Below are 17,271 nucleotides of genomic sequence, written 5' to 3'. Positions count from 1 at the left end.
TCGTCTACACATGAAACTGCTTTTTCACTGCGGAAATATCCTCCTCGTACTTCATATGGGTGTTTTGAAATACCCGGTGAAACATATCCTGTACACCGCTTTCCAGCGCTTTAATGCCTTCTCCTGTTACACCGCCTTTAACGCAAACCTTTTCCTGTAATGCAGGCAGGGTATACAATTCGGTTTCTAACAGTTTCCCCATTCCGACAAGCATTTCCTTACACATCAAAATCGCGTCCTGTTTAGAAACTGATGTTTCCGAGACAGCTGCTTCTATAAACCGCTGAATCAGATAGCTCATAAAAGCGGGGCCGCAGCTTACGATGTCTGATGCAACCCTGGTGATGTCACTTTCAATTTGCAGCGGATGAGAGATATGCTGCATCAACTCATTGATTTTCGCTTTTGCAGATTCGCCGCAGCTTGTGCCGAAAGTGACGAGAGAAACACCTGCCAGCGCTCTGTTCGTAATACTTGGGATCACTCGAGCCACTTGACACGGCACATATTGTTCGAGCTGTTCGGTTTGAACGGGGCTTGTAATTGAGATGAGAATATGATCTTTTCTTAAATAAGGTAACGCTCTTGCCAGTAAAGGATATATATCAAGCGGCTTAACACAAATAAAAATCATCTCGTTTTCAGAAACGAGCTTTTCGAGACTTTCGGTAACGTTTATGCTGTTGTAGCGGTTTTTTATGTGCAACGCTTTTTCAATTGTGCGGTTTGTGATTGTCATGTTTGAGGGATCGGCCGCTTTTGATTCAATAAATGATTCGATAAGGATCGTACCCATATTTCCTGTGCCGATAAAGCCTATCTTCAATGGTTTCCCCTCCTTTGAGCTATTATCCTCTAAACCATATGTGTTATGAAAATAAAATATGACGAAAGCGGGGAACATGCACGATGAATTGGTTGAATCAGCATAAGAAAGCAATTATTTTAGCGGCTTCTGCGGCTGTTTTCACAGCGATTATGATCTTTCTGGCCACAGGGAAAAATAAAGAGCCGGTGAAGCAAGCTGTACCAACAGAGGCAGAAAATACAGTGGTAAAGCAGGAAGCAAACAACGACGAGTCAAGCGAAACAATTGTGATAGACATCAAAGGTGCTGTTCGGCATCCTGGCGTTTATGAAATGCGAACAGGGGACAGAGTATCTCAGGCAATTGAGAAAGCGGGCGGGACCAGTGAACAAGCAGACGAAGCGCAAGTAAATTTGGCGGAGATTCTGCAGGACGGGACAGTGGTGTACATCCCGAAAAAGGGAGAGGAAACAGCAGTGCAGCAAGGTGGCGGAGGGTCTGTCCAAAGCGATGGAGGGAAGGGAGCGCTGGTGAATATCAATACAGCAACCTTAGAGGAGTTACAAGGCATCTCAGGGGTGGGGCCATCCAAAGCTGAAGCTATTATTGCATACCGGGAAGAAAACGGGCGTTTCCAAACAATTGAAGATATCACTAAGGTTTCAGGAATAGGTGAAAAGTCATTTGAGAAAATAAAGTCTTCCATTACAGTAAAGTGATTTGACGGTTATGCATTATGATAGGTAAACTAAAGGTCAGGCAACACAACATTTGGAGGGAACAACGTGGAACGAATTTCATGGAATCAATACTTTATGGCTCAAAGCCATTTATTGGCGCTGCGCAGCACATGTCCGAGATTATCTGTCGGCGCTACTATAGTCAGAGACAAACGCATGATAGCAGGAGGCTACAATGGGTCAATCGCGGGCGGCGTACATTGTGCAGATGAAGGATGCTTAATGATAGATGATCATTGCGCAAGAACGATTCACGCTGAAATGAATGCGATTCTTCAATGCTCCAAGTTTGGGGTGCCGACTGATGGAGCCGAGATTTATGTGACGCATTATCCGTGCATTCAATGCTGCAAATCTATTATTCAAGCTGGTATCAAAACGGTTTATTATGCTGAGGATTACAAAACACATCCGTATGCGCAGGAATTATTTGAACAGGCGGGTGTAACTGTTGAACAGGTTGAACTCGATGAAATGATCGTTGATCTGAAAAACAGAGAAAAGCTTTCATTTGTAGCGGGTCTAATAGGGAAATTGGCCGATGCCGGTTTAGCGGAGGAAGAATTGAAAAAGATACATGAACAGGCGAATACACTTTTCACGAGCTACGTGTGATGAATGCGTAATTCGCGTTTGTTATTGCCTATGGCGGCAGCTTCGGCAACGGCTGGAATTACTGCCGCCGCTTATTTCCCCGCTATTTTTCTTTTCATCCTCTTTCTCCTCATCATTTTAATCAAAACGAGGCACGCTTTTCTTATTATTGTTTGTTTCTTCTCTTTTATATTGTTTTTTGTACTGTATGCAGTCACAGATTCTCAGAATGTCTCTTCCTATCGGCAGGGAACCTATCAATTCAAGGCAGTGATTGACACTATTCCCAAAATTGACGGCGACCGTATGTCTATGATGGTTGAGACACCCGATAAGGAAAAATGGGCTGCTGCGTATCGCATTCAGTCTGCTGGTGAAAAAGAACAGCTGTTATACATAGAACCAGGAATGTCATGTGAGTTGACTGGTACATTGGAAGAACCGAATCACGCAACTGTGCCGGGTGCATTTGATTATAACGAGTATCTTTATCGGCAGCATATTCATTGGAACTACTCTGTCACGTCTATCCAAAACTGCAGCGAACCTGAAAATTTTAAGTACAAGGTGCTCAGCTTGAGAAAACATATCATATCATTCACAAACAGCCTTTTGCCTCCTGATTCGGCAGGGATTGTACAGGCACTTACAGTTGGTGACAGATTTTATGTGGAGGATGAAGTGCTTACCGCGTATCAAAAGCTTGGTGTTGTCCATCTCTTGGCAATATCAGGACTCCACGTGGGGATTTTGACAGCAGGTTTGTTTTATATCATGATTCGCCTTGGTATAACTAGAGAAAAGGCGTCAATTCTGTTGCTGTTATTTCTGCCGCTCTATGTGATGTTGACCGGCGCTGCTCCTTCAGTGCTACGCGCCGCTCTCATGTCGGGTGTATACTTAGCTGGAAGCCTTGTCAAATGGCGTGTCCACTCTGCAACTGCAATTTGTCTTTCATACATCGTCCTTCTGCTCTTCAATCCTTATCATCTCTTTGAAGCCGGTTTTCAGCTATCGTTCGCCGTCAGTTTTTCTTTAATTCTATCCTCTTCTATTTTTCAGCAGGTTAAAACCTCCTTGGGGCAGCTGACAATTGTATCACTCATCGCTCAGCTGGGCTCGCTTCCGATTCTCCTGTATCATTTTCATCAGTTTTCTATCATCAGCGTACCGATGAATATGTTGATGGTACCATTTTATACCTTCTGTATTTTGCCGGGAGCTGTAGCAGGTGTTCTTCTATTAAGTCTTTCCGCTTCGTTTGGGAGATTGTTTTTCAGCTGGTTTGATTTATTGATAAGCTGGACCAATAGGCTAATCACAAACATTGCAGATGTTGATGTGTTCACGATTATGATCGCACATCCTGCACCTGTTTTGCTTTTTTTATTCACAGTCACGATCATCCTATTGCTTATGGCGATTGAAAAACGCTCCTTGTTGCAGTTGATGGTAACCGGAGGCATTTGCTGCACGGTGCTGTTTCTGCTCTTTATATATCCGTGTCTTAGTTCCGAAGGAGAAGTGGATATGATAGATATTGGACAGGGTGACAGCATGTTTGTAGGTGCTCCGCATCAGCGGGGGCGTGTCTTAATTGATACCGGCGGCACTTTGTCTTACTCGTCAGAGCCTTGGCGCGAAAAACAGCATCCGTTTTCACTGGGGGAAAAGGTGCTGATTCCGTTTTTAACTGCTAAGGGAATCAAACAGCTTGACGCTTTAATTCTGACGCACGCTGACCAAGATCATATCGGAGAGGCGGAGACTCTGCTGAAGCATCATAAAGTAAAGCGCCTCGTGATTCCGAAAGGGTTCGTTTCTGAACCTAAAGATGAGAAAGTGCTGCAGACAGCCAGAGAAGAGGGAGTGACAATTGAAGAGGTGAAGCGAGGCGATGTATTGCAAATAAAGGATTTGCAGTTCCATGTACTGTCACCTGAAACACCTGATCCAGCAAGCAAAAATAATTCCTCTCTCGTTCTGTGGATGGAGACGGGCGTTCTGAGCTGGATTTTGACGGGTGATCTGGAGAAAGAAGGGGAACAGGAGGTGATGGACGTGTTTCCAAATATTAAAGCAGATGTCTTAAAGGTGGGGCACCATGGGAGCAAAGGCTCTACCGGTGAAGAATTCATCCAACAGCTTCAGCCGAAAACGGCCATTATCTCAGCCGGGAAAAACAATCGGTACCATCATCCTCATCAAAAAGTTCTGCAACTATTACAGAGACATTCTATCCGCGTGCTGCGAACAGATCAAAACGGAACGATCCAATATAGATACAAAAACAGAGTTGGAACCTTTTCTGTCTATCCTCCATATGATACATCAGATATAACAGAGACGAACTAAAAAAGACTGCTGAGAAATCAGCAGCCCGGGCAGTCGCTGTTATGAACCAACTAGGTGAATAACCGTTGCCATGACAAACAAGAAGGCGAAAAATCCGAAGGACACAACAAAACCAACAGCTGAATCTACAGCATCATTTCGTTTGCTTTGAACGTTTTTTTCAAAATCATTCAACTTTATCCCTCCTGACTGACTTAAGTATAATGGAATTGTTTTGAAAAATCTAGAAGCTAAGGTAACGTTTTCTGTTCTGGTGATTATCGCCTTTTTACAAGCTGTCCCGGGGGCTTGCGAACAGGCGTTTAATATAAATGGGGAAGCAGCAGTCAGGCTTCCTCTTTACTATTTTGCAAACTCAATTTAGGATAGAAGGGGATGATGAAAGAGAGGAAGTCGTACAACAATGGTATTTGATGTGTGGAAAAGCCTGAAAAAAGGAGAGGTCCATCCAGTTTATTGTTTATACGGAAAAGAGACATATCTGCTGCAAGAAACCGTCAGCAGGATCAGACAGACGGTCGTTGATCAGGAGACAAAGGATTTCAATCTATCCGTTTTTGATCTGGAAGAGGACCCGCTGGATCAAGCGATTGCAGATGCTGAAACGTTTCCGTTTATGGGGGAGCGGCGTCTTGTCATTGTGAAAAATCCATATTTTTTAACAGGTGAAAAGAAAAAAGAAAAAATTGAGCACAACGTCAGTGCGCTTGAATCATATATACAATCACCTGCTCCTTACACAGTCTTTGTCCTGCTTGCTCCGTATGAAAAGCTTGATGAGCGGAAAAAGCTGACGAAAGCGTTAAAGAAGCACGCGTTTATGATGGAGGCGAAGGAATTAAACGCAAAGGAAACGACAGACTTTACTGTCAACCTTGCAAAAACAGAGCAGAAAACAATCGGCACGGAAGCGGCGGAGCACTTGGTTCTGCTTGTGAACGGGCATCTGTCATCGATTTTTCAGGAGATTCAAAAGCTCTGCACGTTTATTGGAGATCGTGAAGAAATTACGCTGGATGATGTGAAAATGCTTGTTGCTAGAAGCCTTGAACAAAATATTTTTGAGCTGATCAATAAAATCGTCAACCGAAAACGAACAGAGAGTCTGCAAATTTTTTATGATTTGCTTAAACAAAATGAAGAACCGATCAAAATTATGGCGCTTATTTCGAACCAGTTCCGGCTGATTCTGCAGACAAAATACTTCGCGGAACAGGGATACGGACAAAAACAAATCGCTTCTAATCTAAAAGTTCACCCATTTCGGGTAAAGCTGGCGATGGATCAAGCAAGGCTTTTTTCAGAGGAGGAGCTCCGTTCAATTATTGAACAGCTTGCCGTCATGGACTATGAGATGAAAACCGGGAAAAAGGACAAGCAGCTCCTGCTCGAACTGTTCCTTTTACAGCTGTTAAAAAGAAATGAAAAAAACGATCCCCATTATTGAGGATCGTTTTTATATTATGCAGAAAGTCCGTTCACTTTTTTCGCTAGTCTTGATTTGTATCGAGCTGCGGTATTTTTGTGTACAAGACCTGTTTTCACTGCTTTATCAATACGTTTAGCTGCTTCAGTAAGAGCAGTTTTCGCTTTGTCAGCTTCGTTGTTGGCAACAGAAGCTTCAACTTGTTTGATTGCAGTACGCATAGCAGATTTGATTGTCGCGTTATGAACGCGGCGTTCGTTGTTTGTTTTTGTACGTTTAATCGCTGATTTAATGTTTGGCATGTGTTTCACCTCCTAAGATACAACCTGTAGCACAGTGTCTTAAGGTTAAATCTTCTTCACAATAGAACAAATTGTATTCTATCAAACACACCTTTAGATTGCAATATAAATGTAAAGTATTTTTCATTGAAGGTTCTCTTTTTAGCATGATTCATTCAGCAAATGGCAACAATATAGGTACTTAATGTGAAGGAGGCCCCTGTATGAAAAAGAGTGAGCTGGATGTGAATCAGTATTTGATACGTACCGATTTGGCAGTGGAAACGAAGGAAGCAATGGCCAATCAGCAGGCTGTGCCGACAAAAGAAATTAAAGGCTTTATTGAAAAAGAGCGTGATCACGGCGGCATTAAAGTCCGCACAGTTGATGTTACAAAGGAAGGCGCAGAGCTTTCGGGAAAAAAAGAAGGGCGCTATTTAACGCTTGAAGCACAGGGAATCAGGGAGAATGATTCGGAAATGCAAGAGAAGGTCTCTGCTGTCTTTGCGGAGGAATTCTCAGCTTTTCTTGAAAACCTTAATATCTCAAAAGATGCGAGCTGTTTGATCGTTGGGCTCGGCAACTGGAACGTGACACCTGATGCGCTTGGACCGATGGCAGTAGAAAATCTGTTGGTAACAAGGCACTTGTTTAAGCTTCAGCCGGAAAACGTACAGGAGGGTTACAGGCCTGTCAGTGCTTTTGCACCGGGTGTAATGGGGATAACAGGAATCGAAACAAGTGACATTATTAAAGGTGTGATTGAGCAATCGAAGCCTGATTTTGTCATCGCCATTGATGCGTTGGCGGCGCGGGCGGTGGAAAGGGTCAACACAACCATTCAAATATCGGATACAGGCATTCACCCGGGATCTGGAGTGGGGAATAAACGAAAAGATTTAAGCAAAGACACGCTTGGTGTTCCGGTGATTGCTATCGGTGTTCCGACAGTAGTTGATGCCGTGACAATTGCCAGCGACACGGTGGACTACATATTAAAACATTTTGGCAGAGAAATGAAGGATAACAGGCCATCAAGATCGCTTGTTCCGGCAGGCATGACGTTTGGGAAAAAGAAAGTGCTCACTGAAGAAGATCTTCCCGATCAAAAGCAGCGCCAATCGTTCCTAGGGATTGTCGGAACCCTTCAAGAAGATGAAAAACGGCAGCTCATTCACGAGGTGCTTTCGCCTTTAGGGCACAACTTAATGGTTACACCGAAGGAAGTCGATTCATTTATCGACGATATGGCAAATGTTTTAGCGAACGGATTAAACACAGCGCTTCATGAAAAAGTGTCACAAGAAAACAAAGGCTCCTACAATCACTAAACAGTTCTACTTCCTCTAGCTTGTTCATAGAGTAATTACTAGACAAGCGCTGGAGGGATTCAATGAGAAATAAACGCAGAAACAGACAGATTGTTGTTGCGGTAAATGGAGGGAAAGCGGTAAAAGCCATCTTTCTATTTATCGTAAGCCTTATCGTGATTTTTGTTCTATCCGGTGTGCTGACGTCTCTCCGGCCGGAACTTAGGCCGTCGTCTGACTCTTTTTATGGGATTGCTGAAGAATTGCCGGGTGACGTATTTGCACATTTGCTGCGGATGGAAAACCATTATTTCGCTTCTGACCTCTCTCAAACAGACAGCTCATTTCATCTTTCTCGTCTTTCTTTAAAGCTGGCGACGAGCATTAACCTCGAAGATCCGCGGAGCTTTCTCGGTCGGGAGCTGCCGGGGTTTGCACAATTTGATACCGAGATTTTGTTAGCTGGACAAGGAACCGATTATACGAATATGCCTGCGGAATCGCCGCCGCCGTCTAAGGTGATGGAGGAAGAAAGAGAAGCGAATTTGGCAGAGATTGAAAAACAGCAAACGCAATCAGATAATGCGCAAAAAGATCCGCCCAAACAAACAACAGGTGATAAAAAGGTCGTGTTTATCTATCACACGCACAATACCGAATCATATCTCCCTCTATTAAAAGGCGAGACCGATCCTGACATGGCGCGCCATTCTAAAGCCAACGTCACGCTTGTAGGAGATATGTTCGGACAAGCGCTTGAATCCCAGGGAATCGGAGCCACAGTGAATAAAACCGATATACAGTCAAAATTAAATAAAAAAGGCCTAAACTATGCCAGGTCCTATGATGAATCAAGGCCGGTCGTGAAAGACGCCCTTGCTTCAAACAAAAATCTGCAATATATCATTGACATCCACAGGGACTCACGGCGCAAAAAAGACACAACCGCAACGATTAAAGGAAAAAGCTATGCCAGGGTAGCCTTTGTCGTCGGGAAAAAAAGCAAAAACTTCGAAGAAAACTATAAAATTGCGAGTGAGCTTCATAAACTGATGGAGAAAAAATACCCCGGACTTAGCACAGGTGTCTTTTCCAAAGGCTCGCCAGGCGATAATGGTGTTTACAATCAGGATTTAACCGATAGAGCGCTTTTGCTCGAGTTTGGCGGAGTGGATAATAATCTCGAAGAGCTGCAGCGTGCGGCTAACGCGGCCGCGGACGTATTCAGCGAAATGTACTGGGATGCTGAAAAGGTCAACGCAGCGAGCGGGGAGACGAAAAAACAATAAGAAATAGGTGGTTGATTTGATTGCATACTTTGGAAAGTGCTTACTGCTTGTCACGATCATGTTTTTAGGCGTTCTGTTCGGCATGCAGCAGGCAAACAACGGGATGCTGAGTATGAAAGGCTATCATGACCCTTCACTGAAGGGGGCGTTTACGCTCACCGACGGAAAAGATAATGAAAAAGAAGCCTCAATCCTAGGAGAAACAGTCACGGCAAAAGATTTAGAAGAAAAACAAAAAGAGCTGGAAAAGGTGGAGACATTCAATATGTTTTCAAAAGCCGGAAAAGCGCTTTCGGACACCGTAACCAATACTGCCCAGTCAATGTATGAATGGATACGGGATATGAATCAATAAGTACGTGAAAGAGAAAAGCAGCCCAGATATGATAGGGAACTTTTCTCTTTCTTGTTTTACATTGAATCTTTACAATCCTATTGATATAATCTAAGCTAGTGTATTTTGCGTTTAATAGTAGGAGTGATAGATTGTGACAGATAAAGAAAAGCGTTTAGAGAGGCAATCGAGAATACGGAATTTCTCTATCATTGCCCATATTGACCACGGAAAATCGACCTTAGCGGATCGTATTTTAGAAAAAACGTCGGCAATCACTCAACGAGAAATGAAAGAACAATTGCTCGATTCTATGGATCTTGAACGTGAGCGGGGCATAACCATTAAATTAAACTCTGTTCAGCTTAAATATAAAGCAAAAGACGGAGAAGAATATATCTTTCATCTAATCGATACGCCGGGACACGTCGACTTCACGTATGAAGTATCCCGAAGCCTTGCTGCCTGCGAGGGAGCGATTCTTGTCGTGGATGCAGCCCAGGGGATTGAAGCGCAGACGCTCGCCAATGTCTACTTAGCGCTTGACAACGATCTTGAAATCCTTCCGGTCATCAATAAAATCGACCTTCCGAGCGCCGAGCCCGAACGTGTGCGCCAAGAGGTAGAAGACGTTATCGGCCTTGACGCATCAGAAGCCGTGCTTGCTTCAGCAAAAGCCGGTATCGGGATTGAGGAGATTTTAGAACAAATCGTAGAAAAGGTGCCAGCTCCGACCGGAGATCCGGAGGCGCCGCTCAAAGCGCTGATCTTCGACTCGCTTTATGACGCCTACCGCGGTGTCGTGGCTTATATCAGAGTCGTTGAAGGAACGGTAAAGCCGGGACAAAAAATCAAAATGATGGCAACCGGCAAAGAATTCGAAGTAACAGAGGTGGGCGTGTTCACGCCGAAAGCAACTCCGACAAATGAACTGACGGTCGGTGATGTAGGCTTCCTGACTGCCTCAATCAAAAATGTCGGTGACACACGTGTCGGTGATACAATAACGAGCGCTGCCAATCCTGCAGAAGAAGCGCTGCCGGGATACCGCAAGCTAAACCCGATGGTGTACTGTGGTTTGTATCCGATTGATACAGCGAAGTATAATGATTTAAGGGAAGCTCTTGAAAAGCTTGAGCTGAATGATTCCTCCCTTCAATATGAAGCGGAAACTTCGCAAGCGCTTGGATTCGGGTTCCGCTGCGGATTTTTAGGCATGCTTCACATGGAGATCATTCAGGAGCGAATTGAGCGTGAGTTCAACATCGACCTGATTACAACAGCGCCAAGCGTTATCTATGACGTGTATATGACAGACGGCGAAAAGGTCGTTGTCGACAACCCGTCCAACATGCCGGATCCTCAAAAGATCGAAAGGGTTGAGGAGCCATACGTAAAAGCGACGATGATGGTGCCGAATGACTATGTCGGCGCTGTAATGGAGCTTTGCCAAGGAAAACGCGGCAATTTTATTGATATGCAGTATTTAGACGCAAACCGTGTCAGCATCATTTATGATATGCCATTAGCGGAAATCGTATATGAGTTTTTTGATCAGCTGAAATCAAGCACTAAAGGCTATGCGTCCTTTGATTATGAACTGATCGGCTACAAACCGTCCAAGCTTGTGAAAATGGACATTATGCTGAATGGTGAAAAAATCGATGCCCTTTCCTTTATCGTGCATCGTGATTACGCATATGAACGCGGAAAAGTGATCGTTGAAAAACTGAAAGAACTCATTCCGCGCCAGCAGTTTGAAGTTCCGGTACAAGCCGCAATCGGCCAGAAAATCGTGGCCCGCTCCACCATAAAAGCAATGCGTAAAAACGTATTGGCTAAATGTTACGGAGGGGACATCTCGCGTAAACGGAAACTTCTTGAAAAACAAAAAGAAGGAAAACGCCGTATGAAGCAGGTCGGCTCAGTTGAAGTGCCGCAAGAAGCATTTATGGCAGTTCTGAAAATGGACGACAGTCCGAAAAAACAATAGAAGCCGCCGCAGTCTTGTACTGCGGCTTCTTTCTGTAAAGAAGGTGAATCCATTTGAAATCAGCTTATATCCATATCCCATTTTGTGAGCATATTTGCCACTACTGCGATTTCAATAAATATTTTATTCAAAGTCAGCCAGTCGACGGGTATTTAAACGCACTCGAACAGGAAATGATAAATACAATAGCAAAAACTGGGCAGCCTGATCTCAAAACAATCTTTATCGGAGGAGGCACGCCAACCTCCCTGTCTGAGGAACAGCTCAAAAAGCTGATGGATATGATCAACCGTGTGCTGAAGCCCTCAAGCGACTTATCGGAATTTGCGGTTGAAGCGAATCCGGACGACTTGTCCGCAGAGAAATTAAAAATATTAAAAGAAGCAGGCGTAAATCGCCTCAGCTTTGGTGTGCAAACGTTCGAAGACGATCTGTTAGAAAAAATCGGCCGAGTGCACAAGCAAAAAGATGTATTCACCTCTTTTGAAAGAGCGCGGGAAATCGGTTTTGAGAATATCAGTCTTGATCTCATGTTCGGGCTTCCGGGGCAAACCCTCAAGCATCTGGAACATTCCATAAACACTGCTTTATCATTGGACGCCGAGCATTATTCCGTTTACTCCCTTATTGTAGAACCGAAAACGGTATTTTATAATTTGATGCAAAAAGGGCGGCTTCATCTTCCGCCGCAGGAGCAGGAAGCTGAAATGTATGAAATGGTGATGAGCAAGATGGAAGCTCACGGCATTCATCAATATGAAATCAGCAACTTTGCTAAGGCAGGCATGGAATCTAAGCACAATCTAACGTATTGGAGCAACGAACAATATTTCGGTTTCGGAGCCGGCGCTCACGGATATATCGGCGGCACACGAACAGTGAACGTCGGACCTGTTAAGCATTACATTGACCTGATAGCTGAAAAGGGTTTTCCGTACAGAGATACACATGAAGTGACAACAGAAGAACAGATTGAGGAAGAAATGTTTTTAGGTTTGAGAAAAACAGCCGGTGTCAGCAAAAAACGATTCGCAGAAAAATACGGCCGTTCCCTGGATGGACTTTTCCCAAGCGTGTTAAAAGACCTCGCTGAAAAAGGGCTGATTCACAATTCAGAGTCTGCCGTTTATTTGACTCATCAAGGGAAATTATTAGGCAATGAAGTTTTTGGCGCTTTTTTGGGTGAGTTATAATTGACATTTTTCTTGTGGTTTGATATTTTTGTTATAGAATTAGCACTCACTTATTGAGAGTGCTAACAGAGGTGATGATGATGTTAACAAATCGTCAGCTGCTGATCCTTCAGGTTATAATCAACGATTTTATTAAATCGGCACAGCCGGTAGGATCAAGAACTCTTTCGAAAAAAGATGAAATCACATTTAGCTCTGCAACAATAAGAAACGAGATGGCTGACTTGGAGGAATTGGGCTTTATTGAAAAAACCCATTCATCCTCAGGACGTGTTCCGTCAGAAAAAGGGTATCGGTACTATGTTGACCATTTGCTGTCACCCGTCAAACTGACGAAAAGCGACCTGGACCAAATCCACTCGATCTTCAAAGAGAAAATTTTCGAGCTGGAGAAGACAGTTCAAAAATCAGCGCAAATTTTGTCCGATCTGACGAATTACACATCCATCGTACTCGGGCCGAAGCTGAGTGAGAATTACCTTAAACAGATTCAAATCATTCCGATTCAGCCTGATATGGCGGTAGCGATTCTCGTTACCAATACGGGGCATGTGGAAAACAAAACGATTAACTTTCCGACCAAAATGGATCTGTCTGATATTGAAAAACTGGTAAATATACTGAACGACCGTTTAAGCGGCGTTCCAATGGATGAACTGAATGAGCGCATATTTAAGGAAGTTGTCATGTACCTAAGACAGCACATTAAGAACTATGACAATATACTCGACGCGCTTCGTTCAACCTTTCATTCCACAAATCATGTTGAAAAGTTGTTTTTTGGCGGGAAAATCAATATGCTGAACCAGCCTGAGTTCCATGATATCACCCGAGTTCGGTCGCTCCTTTCATTAATTGAGAAGGAACAGGATGTTTTAAAGCTGGTTCAATCCCCGCACACGGGAATTTCGATTAAAATCGGAAAAGAAAACGACTATGAAGAGATGGAAAATTGCAGTCTGATTACGGCTTCTTATTCCGTAGACCAGAAGCAGATCGGCTCAATTGCGATCATCGGCCCGACCCGCATGAATTATTCCAGGGTTGTCAGCCTGCTTCAGCATGTGACTTCGGACTTGTCAAAAGCATTAACAAGTCTGTATGATGAATAAGGGAATTTTGGCAAAATTTATCGAAGGGCAGCACCTGTCCTTCTCCTTACACTTTGAGGGAGGTGAACACAATGTCAGAAGAAAAACAAACCGTTGAACAAAACGAAACAGAAGAGCAAGAAATCATTGAAGAACAAGCTGCCGCTGATGAACATCAGGAAGAAACAAATGAAAGCGAACTTCTTCAAAACCAAATTAACGAATTGCAAGGTTTGCTTGAGGAAAAAGAAAACAAACTTTTGCGTGTTCAAGCAGACTTTGAAAACTATAAACGACGCAGCCGTTTAGAGATGGAAGCGTCCCAAAAATACCGTTCTCAAAATATCGTGACTGATTTACTGCCGGCTCTTGACAGCTTTGAACGAGCGCTTCAGGTTGAAGCCGACAATGAACAGACGAAAAGTTTGCTCCAGGGAATGGAAATGGTCCACCGTCAGCTCGTAGAAGCCTTGAAAAAAGAAGGCGTCGAAGCCATCGAAGCTGTAGGGCAGGAATTTGATCCTAATCTGCACCAAGCTGTTATGCAGGCTGAAGACGAAAACTACGGCTCCAACATTGTTGTTGAGGAAATGCAAAAAGGCTATAAGCTGAAGGATCGCGTCATTCGCCCTTCCATGGTCAAAGTGAATCAATAATTACATAGCAGGAGGTTATTCAAGTGAGTAAAGTTATCGGAATCGACTTAGGAACAACAAACTCATGTGTGGCAGTGCTTGAAGGCGGCGAGCCTAAAGTTATTGCTAACGCTGAAGGAAACCGCACAACGCCATCAGTTGTTGCATTTAAAAACGGCGAACGTCAAGTAGGGGAAGTGGCTAAACGCCAATCTATTACAAACCCTAACACAATTATGTCTATCAAACGTCATATGGGTACTGATTATAAAGTTGAAATTGAAGGAAAGGATTACACTCCACAAGAAGTGTCTGCTATCATCCTTCAACACCTTAAATCATACGCTGAAAGCTATCTTGGCGAAACAGTATCAAAAGCAGTTATCACAGTTCCTGCATACTTTAACGATGCTGAGCGTCAAGCAACAAAAGACGCTGGTAAAATTGCAGGTCTTGAAGTAGAACGTATCATCAACGAGCCGACTGCAGCAGCGCTTGCATACGGACTTGATAAAACAGATGAAGATCAAACGATCCTAGTATACGACCTTGGCGGCGGTACATTCGACGTTTCCATCCTTGAGCTTGGCGACGGTGTATTCGAAGTTCGTTCAACTGCCGGCGACAACCGTCTGGGCGGGGACGATTTTGACCAAGTTATCATCGATCATCTTGTGTCTGAATTCAAAAAAGAAAACGGCATTGATTTATCAAAAGACAAAATGGCGCTTCAGCGTTTGAAAGACGCAGCTGAAAAAGCGAAAAAAGATCTTTCCGGCGTATCTTCTACGCAAATTTCTTTACCGTTTATCACAGCTGGAGAAGCAGGACCGCTTCACCTTGAACTTACATTAACTCGCGCTAAATTCGAAGAGCTTTCTTCTCATTTAGTAGAGCGCACAATGGGTCCTGTCCGTCAAGCGCTTCAAGATGCAGGACTTTCTGCAAGCGAAATCGATAAAGTCATCCTTGTCGGCGGATCAACTCGTATCCCTGCCGTACAAGAAGCAATCAAAAAAGAAACTGGAAAAGAAGCTCATAAAGGCGTAAACCCGGATGAAGTTGTGGCGCTTGGTGCTGCGATTCAGGGCGGCGTTATCACAGGTGACGTAAAAGATGTTGTTCTTCTTGACGTTACACCGCTTTCTCTCGGTATCGAAACAATGGGCGGCGTGTTTACAAAACTGATCGACCGCAACACGACGATCCCAACAAGCAAATCTCAAGTGTTCTCAACTGCTGCTGATAACCAAACAGCTGTTGATATCCATGTTCTTCAAGGTGAGCGCCCAATGTCTGCCGACAACAAAACACTCGGCCGCTTCCAGCTTACTGATATCCCGCCAGCACCGCGCGGCGTGCCTCAAATCGAAGTTTCTTTCGATATTGACAAAAACGGTATCGTAAACGTAAGAGCAAAAGACTTAGGCACAGGAAAAGAACAAAACATTACAATTAAATCTTCTTCAGGTCTTTCTGATGAAGAGATCGAACGCATGGTAAAAGAAGCGGAAGAAAATGCTGACGCTGATGCGAAGAAAAAAGAAGAAATCGAAGTCCGCAACGAAGCAGATCAGCTTGTTTTCCAAACTGAGAAAACATTAAAAGATCTTGAAGGCAAAGTGGACGAAGAACAAGTGAAAAAAGCCAACGATGCCAAAGATGCTTTAAAAGCAGCGATTGAGAAAAACGAATTTGAAGAGATCAAAGCGAAAAAAGATGAGCTTCAAACAATCGTTCAAGAGCTTTCTATGAAGCTTTATGAAGAAGCTGCTAAAGCACAGCAAGCTCAAGGCGGAGCAAACGCTGAAGGCAAAGCGGATGACAACGTTGTCGACGCTGAATACGAAGAAGTAAACGACGACCAAAACAAAAAATAAGTTCTTTTTAGTGTCAGCCCCGCTTCCGGAGCTGACCGAAAAGAACACATTTCATAATCTGATTCAATGATTAGAAAGTCAAAGTCAGGCATCTCTTGGCTTTGACTTTTTTTCTTGCCCGGGATAAAAGGAATTGAAAAATCATAATTCAAAATGATACAATCTAATTTATGTGAGAAATTCGGGAGAGTGAAGCGAGATGAGTAAGCGTGATTACTATGAAGTGCTGGGAGTAAGTAAGAGCGCTTCAAAGGATGAAATTAAAAAAGCTTATCGGAAGCTGTCAAAAAAATATCATCCTGATATTAACAAAGAAGCCGGATCAGATGAAAAATTTAAAGAGGTAAAAGAAGCGTACGAAACGCTGTCAGATGACCAAAAACGTGCGCATTACGATCAATTTGGTCACACTGACCCTAACCAAGGCTTCGGCGGCGGAGGTTTTGGCGGCGGCGATTTCGGCGGTTTTGGTTTCGATGATATTTTCTCAAGTATTTTCGGCGGAGGCACAAGACGGAGAGATCCAAATGCTCCGCGCCAGGGTGCTGATTTACAGTATACGATGACCCTGTCGTTTGAGGATGCGGCTTTCGGTAAAGAAACAACCATCGAAATTCCCCGCGAGGAAACGTGCGAAACATGTAAAGGCTCAGGTGCGAAACCTGGAACAAATCCAGAAACATGCTCCCACTGCGGAGGCTCCGGCCAGTTAAACGTGGAGCAAAATACACCGTTTGGAAAAGTCGTTAACAGACGGGTCTGCCACCACTGTGAAGGAACAGGCAAAATCATTAAAAACAAATGTGCGGACTGCGGCGGCAAAGGAAAAATCAAAAAACGCAAGAAAATCAACGTGACAATTCCAGCCGGTGTAGATGACGGGCAGCAGCTTCGTCTCTCGGGACAGGGTGAACCAGGAATAAACGGCGGCCCTGCCGGGGATTTATTTGTCGTGTTCCATGTACGCGCACACGAGTTCTTCGAGCGTGACGGCGATGATATTTACTGTGAAATGCCGTTAACGTTTGCTCAGGCTGCTCTTGGAGATGAGGTAGAAGTGCCGACGCTGCATGGAAAAGTGAAATTGAAAATTCCGGCCGGTACACAAACAGGAACGAAATTCAGATTAAGAGGCAAAGGCGTTCAAAATGTCAGAGGCTATGGACAGGGTGACCAGCATATCGTCGTCCGCGTCGTTACGCCGACAAATCTGACTGATAAACAAAAAGACATTATCCGCGAATTTGCCGAAGTCAGCGGAAACCTGCCTGACGAACAGGAAATGAGTTTCTTTGACAAGGTAAAACGCGCGTTTAAAGGCGATTAATTATTGGATGAGGAG

17 protein-coding genes are annotated in these 17,271 nt (G+C 43.9%); 14 read left to right on the top strand and 3 right to left on the bottom strand.

Going from position 1 to position 17,271, the window contains the following annotated elements; translation table 11 throughout:
* Positions 1–4: 4 nt before the first annotated feature.
* On the bottom strand, positions 5–826 hold the full coding sequence (gene comER, locus MKX71_RS12770) for a late competence protein ComER (RefSeq protein WP_087961327.1): 822 nt from the start codon (positions 824–826) through the stop codon (positions 5–7).
* A gap of 83 nt (positions 827–909) precedes the next feature.
* On the opposite strand from comER, the gene comEA reads away from it, so the two are divergent.
* The 3 genes from comEA to MKX71_RS12755 all read left to right on the top strand — a co-directional run bounded on the left by comEA (position 910) and on the right by MKX71_RS12755 (position 4,497).
* A complete protein-coding gene (gene comEA, locus MKX71_RS12765) occupies positions 910–1,527 on the top strand; it encodes a competence protein ComEA (protein WP_144483108.1) in 618 nt (205 codons plus the stop codon).
* Positions 1,528–1,593: 66 nt separating this feature from the next.
* Positions 1,594–2,163: a ComE operon protein 2 gene (locus tag MKX71_RS12760; protein ID WP_003229978.1), complete on the top strand. Its 570-nt coding sequence runs from the start codon at positions 1,594–1,596 to the stop codon at positions 2,161–2,163.
* A gap of 3 nt (positions 2,164–2,166) precedes the next feature.
* Positions 2,167–4,497, top strand: coding sequence for a DNA internalization-related competence protein ComEC/Rec2 (locus tag MKX71_RS12755; protein ID WP_339231180.1), 2,331 nt, complete (start codon positions 2,167–2,169; stop codon positions 4,495–4,497).
* Positions 4,498–4,536: 39 nt separating this feature from the next.
* On the opposite strand, the gene MKX71_RS12750 is transcribed toward MKX71_RS12755, so the two are convergent.
* On the bottom strand, positions 4,537–4,671 hold the full coding sequence (locus MKX71_RS12750) for a YqzM family protein (protein WP_003229983.1): 135 nt from the start codon (positions 4,669–4,671) through the stop codon (positions 4,537–4,539).
* Positions 4,672–4,711: 40 nt separating this feature from the next.
* On the opposite strand from MKX71_RS12750, the gene MKX71_RS12745 reads away from it, so the two are divergent.
* Together MKX71_RS12745 and holA are read left to right on the top strand one after the other, a co-directional pair.
* On the top strand, positions 4,712–4,861 hold the full coding sequence (locus MKX71_RS12745) for a hypothetical protein (protein WP_003229985.1): 150 nt from the start codon (positions 4,712–4,714) through the stop codon (positions 4,859–4,861).
* 39 nt (positions 4,862–4,900) lie between these two features.
* On the top strand, positions 4,901–5,944 hold the full coding sequence (holA, locus tag MKX71_RS12740; protein ID WP_015714286.1) for a DNA polymerase III subunit delta: 1,044 nt from the start codon (positions 4,901–4,903) through the stop codon (positions 5,942–5,944).
* A gap of 14 nt (positions 5,945–5,958) precedes the next feature.
* On the opposite strand, the gene rpsT is transcribed toward holA, so the two are convergent.
* Complete coding sequence (gene rpsT, locus MKX71_RS12735; RefSeq protein ID WP_003229989.1) at positions 5,959–6,225, bottom strand: 30S ribosomal protein S20; 267 nt, start codon at positions 6,223–6,225, stop codon at positions 5,959–5,961.
* 203 nt (positions 6,226–6,428) lie between these two features.
* Here rpsT and gpr point away from each other — a divergent pair, with 203 nt between their 5' ends.
* The 9 genes from gpr (at position 6,429) to dnaJ (ending at position 17,256) form a co-directional block, all read left to right on the top strand.
* Positions 6,429–7,535: a GPR endopeptidase gene (gene gpr, locus MKX71_RS12730; protein WP_326227571.1), complete on the top strand. Its 1,107-nt coding sequence runs from the start codon at positions 6,429–6,431 to the stop codon at positions 7,533–7,535.
* Positions 7,536–7,597: 62 nt separating this feature from the next.
* Positions 7,598–8,803 (top strand): spore autolysin SpoIIP, encoded by a 1,206-nt coding sequence (gene spoIIP / locus MKX71_RS12725; RefSeq protein WP_014477383.1) that lies wholly within the window; start codon positions 7,598–7,600, stop codon positions 8,801–8,803.
* Between the two features lie 16 nt (positions 8,804–8,819).
* Entirely contained in the window at positions 8,820–9,158 is a 339-nt protein-coding gene (locus tag MKX71_RS12720) for a YqxA family protein (RefSeq protein WP_014477382.1), read from the top strand.
* A 133-nt stretch (positions 9,159–9,291) separates the two neighbouring features.
* A complete protein-coding gene (gene lepA / locus MKX71_RS12715; RefSeq protein WP_003229999.1) occupies positions 9,292–11,130 on the top strand; it encodes a translation elongation factor 4 in 1,839 nt (612 codons plus the stop codon).
* A 53-nt stretch (positions 11,131–11,183) separates the two neighbouring features.
* On the top strand, positions 11,184–12,323 hold the full coding sequence (gene hemW, locus MKX71_RS12710) for a radical SAM family heme chaperone HemW (RefSeq protein WP_339231178.1): 1,140 nt from the start codon (positions 11,184–11,186) through the stop codon (positions 12,321–12,323).
* Between the two features lie 80 nt (positions 12,324–12,403).
* On the top strand, positions 12,404–13,435 hold the full coding sequence (gene hrcA / locus MKX71_RS12705) for a heat-inducible transcriptional repressor HrcA (protein WP_003246126.1): 1,032 nt from the start codon (positions 12,404–12,406) through the stop codon (positions 13,433–13,435).
* Between the two features lie 71 nt (positions 13,436–13,506).
* A complete protein-coding gene (gene grpE / locus MKX71_RS12700) occupies positions 13,507–14,070 on the top strand; it encodes a nucleotide exchange factor GrpE (protein ID WP_029317891.1) in 564 nt (187 codons plus the stop codon).
* A 23-nt stretch (positions 14,071–14,093) separates the two neighbouring features.
* Positions 14,094–15,929 carry a molecular chaperone DnaK gene (dnaK, locus tag MKX71_RS12695; protein WP_004398786.1) on the top strand — a complete coding sequence of 612 codons (1,836 nt, stop codon included), beginning with the start codon at positions 14,094–14,096 and terminating at the stop codon, positions 15,927–15,929.
* Between the two features lie 199 nt (positions 15,930–16,128).
* Positions 16,129–17,256: a molecular chaperone DnaJ gene (gene dnaJ / locus MKX71_RS12690; protein ID WP_003230010.1), complete on the top strand. Its 1,128-nt coding sequence runs from the start codon at positions 16,129–16,131 to the stop codon at positions 17,254–17,256.
* The last annotated feature ends 15 nt before the right edge of the window (positions 17,257–17,271 follow it).

It is taken from the genome of Bacillus sp. FSL M8-0071 (assembly GCF_037975455.1).
GTDB classification, from domain to species: Bacteria; Bacillota; Bacilli; order Bacillales; family Bacillaceae; genus Bacillus; species Bacillus subtilis.
Note: the sequence above shows the minus strand (reverse complement) of the source record. Positions and strands in the feature narration are given on the sequence as shown.

Bases quoted from the DNA above. Each gene is read 5' to 3' on its own strand.
- rpsT (WP_003229989.1), bottom strand. From the start codon at position 6,225: ATGCCAAACATTAAATCAGCGATTAAACGTACAAAAACAAACAACGAA.
- comEA (WP_144483108.1), top strand. From the start codon at position 910: ATGAATTGGTTGAATCAGCATAAGAAAGCAATTATTTTAGCGGCTTCT.
- grpE (WP_029317891.1), top strand. From the start codon at position 13,507: ATGTCAGAAGAAAAACAAACCGTTGAACAAAACGAAACAGAAGAGCAA.
- hrcA (WP_003246126.1), top strand. From the start codon at position 12,404: ATGTTAACAAATCGTCAGCTGCTGATCCTTCAGGTTATAATCAACGAT.
- gpr (WP_326227571.1), top strand. From the start codon at position 6,429: ATGAAAAAGAGTGAGCTGGATGTGAATCAGTATTTGATACGTACCGAT.
- MKX71_RS12755 (WP_339231180.1), top strand. From the start codon at position 2,167: ATGCGTAATTCGCGTTTGTTATTGCCTATGGCGGCAGCTTCGGCAACG.
- spoIIP (WP_014477383.1), top strand. From the start codon at position 7,598: ATGAGAAATAAACGCAGAAACAGACAGATTGTTGTTGCGGTAAATGGA.
- dnaJ (WP_003230010.1), top strand. From the start codon at position 16,129: ATGAGTAAGCGTGATTACTATGAAGTGCTGGGAGTAAGTAAGAGCGCT.
- holA (WP_015714286.1), top strand. From the start codon at position 4,901: ATGGTATTTGATGTGTGGAAAAGCCTGAAAAAAGGAGAGGTCCATCCA.